This window comes from Chloroflexota bacterium (assembly GCA_018648225.1).
Lineage (GTDB): Bacteria > Chloroflexota > Anaerolineae > Anaerolineales > UBA11858 > NIOZ-UU35.
This window is the reverse complement of sequence record JABGRQ010000221.1, coordinates 1-3,220: the sequence shown is the minus strand read 5'-3', so window position 1 is coordinate 3,220 and position 3,220 is coordinate 1. Positions and strand designations below refer to the sequence as shown.

The following is a 3,220-nucleotide window of genomic DNA, read 5'->3' as shown; positions in this document are numbered from 1 at the left end:
CCGCCTCAACACCATCTCCATCGGATCGCCCGTATTCGTCATACCGGTGACAGACTTCGTTGTTCTGTCATCTAAAAATAAAACCCAATCAGGAATTTCTTCGAACCCCATCATTTCTGCCGCTTCTGGTTCAGTGTAGCCCATATAAGATAAAAGATGCCAGGCCGCTGTGCGTTCCAACCCTTCGTAGACACAGGCGGGCTTGATGCGTTTGAGGTTGTAATCATAAAGAGCATCAACCAGAATCCACTCGTCGGGATTTTCCGGGCAGGGTTCCGGTGTAGGCGTGTTGGTGGGGACGGGGGTGTTAGTGAGCGTGGGCAAGGGTGTGTTGGTCTCGGTTGGTTCGGAAGGCAGCACATTGGATAGCGGCAGGGACGTTCCCAGGATTTCCGCCCTGGTGTTAGCCCGCTGCCACAGGGCCAAGCTGTAAGCTCCCAAGATGAAAACGAAGATGATGATCGAAACGACGACGTAGCGGCGCAGGTGACGGTGGCCGCCCAAGTCTGTGTAGGTGAGGGTATCTTTGATTTTCATAGTAAGTATGATTATACTACCTTGTATTTACCTGGTAAATACCGCTACTCACTGATCCCCACGCGTCACACCATGCGCGAGATAACCAATCGCATTTACGCCAATCCAGCGTTGTGGCAGCAGATATCCCATCGATTGCACCTGGGACTGCACACGGCAGCCAGGGCGACCATCGAATTGGCCACAAGATGCTCCGGCGAAGACAGAATGCTCCGGGCGCTGGGCTTGAAAATACGCTGTGGCAACCTGCCTGCCTTCTGCTGTTGCCTCGATACTCCCATCGGGAAGCACGCGTATCTCTTGCGCTCCGGCGTGGGCGGCTAAATCAGCCGCAGCCACCGTTTCCATAATACGCGAATTAGTGACCATGTATTCCAATATCCCCATGGCAAATAGAGTGGTAATAGGCACAAGGAGAGCAAACAAGGTGATTGCCTGGCCGCATTCGGATTTCTTTCTCTTTTTCATCGCCATTTCGCCTTCCAGGTCTCAGACCGGGACACGTACCATTCTTCGGACCAGCCACCTGGGTCGATCAACCCTAGACCCTTGAACATGATGGGCACGTGATAGCTCACAGAACACCCGCCAGGGCCGCCGGGAGAGCCTGGCGAGACGATCACTTTGTAAGTCACGCCCAGCGTTGCACTCCAGTCGGCATCGAGGGTTTTCTCTACGGCCAGAAGCGCGTTCTGGGCTGCCAGGCGTGGGTTGGGAGACTGAGAGATGAACTGAGCACAGCCATAGGCCGCTGCTGTAGCCTGCGTGCGGGCGCGGTGAAGCGGTATCCAGGACAACATGCCAAAGGCCAAGATAACGGCCAGGACGGAGAACAGGGCTGTCTCGGCCATCGCTTGACCTTTCTCGTTGCGCGTGGGGTGTCGCTTTCCGCTCCCCGCTCCCCGCTTCACGCTTCCCGTGCTCCCGCTCATTCAAACACTCCCGTTGGTGGGCCAGGATAGAAACGCCACAGACGGAAAACCGCTGTGCCCCGGTGAGCCTCGACCAGATTGATGCCGTACACCCAAGGCCTGGAATCTTCGATGGTGATCTGGGAGCGCACCATACGGTCTGAGGTATGTTGGGTGGTCGAGATACTATCCTGGATGTCGGGCCACAAAACCGTCTTGCGCGCCTGTTCGGTGGCCGGGGTATTGTATGCGCCGGTAGCCACCCCGGTGATGAAAACGCCCCAATCGGCTGACGCTGCCCGGAAAGCGTAGAATGCGGCCAGCGTCATGCCAAAGAGGAGCAGGATGAGTACCGGCATCACGATGGCAAACTCGGCCATGGTCTGACCTTTCTGAGCATGGGAGCCGGGGAGCTGGGGGGCTGGGGAGCGTGGGAGTACGCCATGCCGGAGGCAGCCCTGCGGGCAGGCGGGCCTACGGCCTGGAGCGTGGGTGGACGGCACACTCTGCGGCCCTACGGGCGGCGGGCCTACGGCCGGGAGCAGGGGAGCTAGGGAGAAATCCACTTGCTCCCACGCGCCCGTGCACTCAAGCACCCTAGCACCCAAGCTCCCTGTCGTTCTTGTCGCTCTCATGGTTTACCCACCTCGCGCAGCGCGCAAAGCGTTGATTCCGCTGTTGAAAGCGGCGATCAATTCCTCTTTGTATTGAGAAATAACAGCTAGCGCAACAACGCCAACCGCACCCAGGATCAGGGCGTACTCAGCAAAGTCTTGCCCGCGCGTATCTTTGATAAACAGCACTATTGTATTCATGATATGTACCTCCTTTTTTGACAGAGGACAGAAGACGGGGGACGGGCTTTACCGGTCTCCGTTCTTCCGTCTTCCGTCCGATCAGTACTTCCCCAGAAACGGGCCAACGATGGAAAAAATCAGCCCGACGACGGACAGAATTCCGAACAGACCGCTGCGTTGGCGCACCAGGGCAGCCCGGGCTTCGGTGTCTTCCACAACCGAACGGTGAATAGCTTCCCGCAAGGCCTGGATGCTGCTCAAGATAGGGCGGTTGTTGACAAAGAAATCTTCCACATCCCGCAAGAACAGGTTGGCTTCGAGGTCCTGGGGATCAGGCAGGTGTGCGCCGGTCGTTTCAACGGCCTTCCCGAAATCATCCACCTCCATACGCGCCACTAACAATGCCAGCAAGTTACAAAACGGCCCTCCCACCCCAGAAACGCGGCGCAGGGCTTCCTGCACACCCGTCCCTGACGACATGAGAGCGTGGAGCACTGAAAGGCCGATCAGCATGTTGTTGCGCATGGCCTCGGCACGTTGTTTCGCCAGCATCTTGAGATTCACATAAGGTCTGCGCAGCCCCAAGAACACGAAGATCGCCGATACCGGCGCGGCTGCCATGGGCATATCCATGAAAAACAGCGCCCCAGCCAGCAAGCCGCCAATGGCCAGGAATATCGAGAAAGTGCGCATCGCTACAGCGTAGAACTCACCAGGGGTGTCGTATGGATAACCCGCGCGTCGCAGCATACTGACGACATCCACCGTGTTCTTGGCTTCACTGGGGTCGAACCTGGTGGGAAAAGCGGCCAGGAGCAGGGCATTCCAGGTAGACCGGCGAACAGGTACGGGAAAAGTTCCTGCGACAAAAGCCCCGTCCAGCCGTTGATTGCGCCCGAAGGTGCTCAGCGCGGTTGCCGCTGCTGAAGCGAACTCGAAGGCTAATACGGCCATGCTGAGGGCGGCCAGGAAGAT

General features: G+C 57.6%; 6 protein-coding genes. All 6 read right to left on the bottom strand.

Going from position 1 to position 3,220, the window contains the following annotated elements; genetic code table 11:
- Positions 1–537: hypothetical protein (locus tag HN413_18345; GenBank protein MBT3392363.1), on the bottom strand; the 537-nt coding region annotated here is incomplete at its 3' end.
- 48 nt (positions 538–585) lie between these two features.
- Positions 586–1,005, bottom strand: coding sequence for a hypothetical protein (locus HN413_18340; protein MBT3392362.1), 420 nt, complete (start codon positions 1,003–1,005; stop codon positions 586–588).
- A complete protein-coding gene (locus HN413_18335) occupies positions 1,002–1,469 on the bottom strand; it encodes a hypothetical protein (GenBank protein ID MBT3392361.1) in 468 nt (155 codons plus the stop codon). Before HN413_18335 ends, HN413_18340 begins: the two co-directional genes overlap by 4 nt.
- Positions 1,466–2,014, bottom strand: coding sequence for a pilus assembly protein (locus HN413_18330; protein ID MBT3392360.1), 549 nt, complete (start codon positions 2,012–2,014; stop codon positions 1,466–1,468). Before HN413_18330 ends, HN413_18335 begins: the two co-directional genes overlap by 4 nt.
- Before the next feature lie 72 nt (positions 2,015–2,086).
- Positions 2,087–2,263 carry a hypothetical protein gene (locus HN413_18325; protein ID MBT3392359.1) on the bottom strand — a complete coding sequence of 59 codons (177 nt, stop codon included), beginning with the start codon at positions 2,261–2,263 and terminating at the stop codon, positions 2,087–2,089.
- Positions 2,264–2,344: 81 nt separating this feature from the next.
- A partial coding sequence (locus HN413_18320; protein ID MBT3392358.1) for a hypothetical protein occupies positions 2,345–3,220 on the bottom strand: 876 nt, incomplete at its 5' end.

Coding starts and splice junctions, on each gene's coding strand:
- HN413_18325 (MBT3392359.1), bottom strand. CDS start 2,263: ATGAATACAATAGTGCTGTTTATCAAAGATACGCGCGGGCAAGACTTT.
- HN413_18335 (MBT3392361.1), bottom strand. CDS start 1,469: ATGAGCGGGAGCACGGGAAGCGTGAAGCGGGGAGCGGGGAGCGGAAAG.
- HN413_18340 (MBT3392362.1), bottom strand. CDS start 1,005: ATGAAAAAGAGAAAGAAATCCGAATGCGGCCAGGCAATCACCTTGTTT.